Annotated in this window: 2 protein-coding genes; both read left to right on the top strand. The window is 43.5% G+C overall.

Translation table 11 applies throughout. The features are described 5' to 3' along the window. The first annotated feature begins 569 nt into the window (after nt 1-569). Entirely contained in the window at nt 570-941 is a 372-nt protein-coding gene (locus EQY_RS0111925) for a type II toxin-antitoxin system RelE/ParE family toxin (RefSeq protein WP_001217948.1), read from the top strand. Next, complete coding sequence (locus tag EQY_RS0111920) at nt 934-1,251, top strand: helix-turn-helix domain-containing protein (RefSeq protein WP_000042399.1); 318 nt, start codon at nt 934-936, stop codon at nt 1,249-1,251. Before EQY_RS0111925 ends, EQY_RS0111920 begins: the two co-directional genes overlap by 8 nt. Nucleotides 1,252-1,347 lie beyond the last annotated feature (96 nt).

The raw sequence follows: 1,347 nt of genomic DNA, 5'->3' as shown, positions 1-1,347 counted from the left end.
GAATTGTGTAATTTGGTCTTGTGCGCCATCTGTTTTCTCTGCTGGCGCATCTTTGTCAGGTAAAATGGTGTTCAGCCATTTTGGTTGGCATTATTGTTGATACATGCAACTTGTTCAAGTCCGCATAAACTGATACACGATCTCCCTGAGCACTGTTTTCGATACAATTCGCTCATCAGGCCGCAAAGCTCTTACCCTAAGTATGCCCCCTTTTCGATGCCATACAGCCCTGGCCCCATCCGGAAAACAATCCATTTCAGCTACAACCGACATATCGTCACAACGAATAACTGCGTACTTACAATTCGCGGCGATCAACTTCTGCATTGTAAAACCTCTGGTATTGGATAAAACATGGCTGGAATATATCCACTACAAATAACGATTTCACTCCCAAAAAATGCGTATTTCATGAGAAAAAACAATGACTTTTTCTTTCTGTCATTTGTATACTCTAAAAATAGAGTGTTTTTTGAGCTACCATCCCTTAGCAAGCCCCCCTGTATGTATATTGCCCATCCTATTTAATTGTGTCACACTATGTATTACACAACGATATGGAACCAAACATGCGCATTTTCAAAAATGCCTGGTTTGAACGCTTCGCACGAAAAAATCGGATTTCCAATAAAGCTCTGCGAGAAGTCGTGGAACTAGCTGATAAGGGACTCATATCCGCAGATTTGGGTAGTGGTGTCATTAAGCAGCGATTAGCCCGAAGAGGTGGCGGTAAATCAGGCGGTTATAGGACAATAATTTTTTACCGCGTCGCAGAAAAGGCTTTTTTCATCTATGCGTACGCAAAGAATGAGAGAGAAAATATTACAGCCATCGAGGAAAACGCATTTCGAAAAGCTGCGCATCACGTTCTCAATCTTACTGATGAACAACTGGCGCAATTGATCCTGCAGGGTCAGTTTACGGAGGTACCCAATGAGTAAAAATTACCGCAGTGATGCGCTTGCATCCGTACATGAAATGATGGAGTCACTTCAGGATATTGGCGCAGTAACAAAACAAACTATGAGAGAGTTTGATGAACTTTGTCTGCAACCAGCGCCAACAATGTCGCCAGAAAGAATCCGGGCACTTCGCGAGCGCGAGCATCTGTCTCAACCTGTTTTCGCCAGATATCTTAATGTCAGTAAAAACCTCATTTCAGACTGGGAAAGGGGAATAAAGCGCCCTGGTGGCCCTGCCCTTCGTTTGCTTTCTGTGGTTGAGAAAAACGGAATTCAGTCAATCTGTTAATAAAAATTCACCATGAATAGCAAAACCCCGGACCATCAATCCGGGGTTTTTGTTTGTTATCCCCAACGGCAAATCGAATACACCACCAGCGCCACC

Source organism: Escherichia sp. TW14182, assembly GCF_000208525.1.
In the GTDB taxonomy this organism is placed as follows: domain Bacteria; phylum Pseudomonadota; class Gammaproteobacteria; order Enterobacterales; family Enterobacteriaceae; genus Escherichia; species Escherichia ruysiae.
This window is presented reverse-complemented; position numbering and strand designations above follow the sequence as displayed.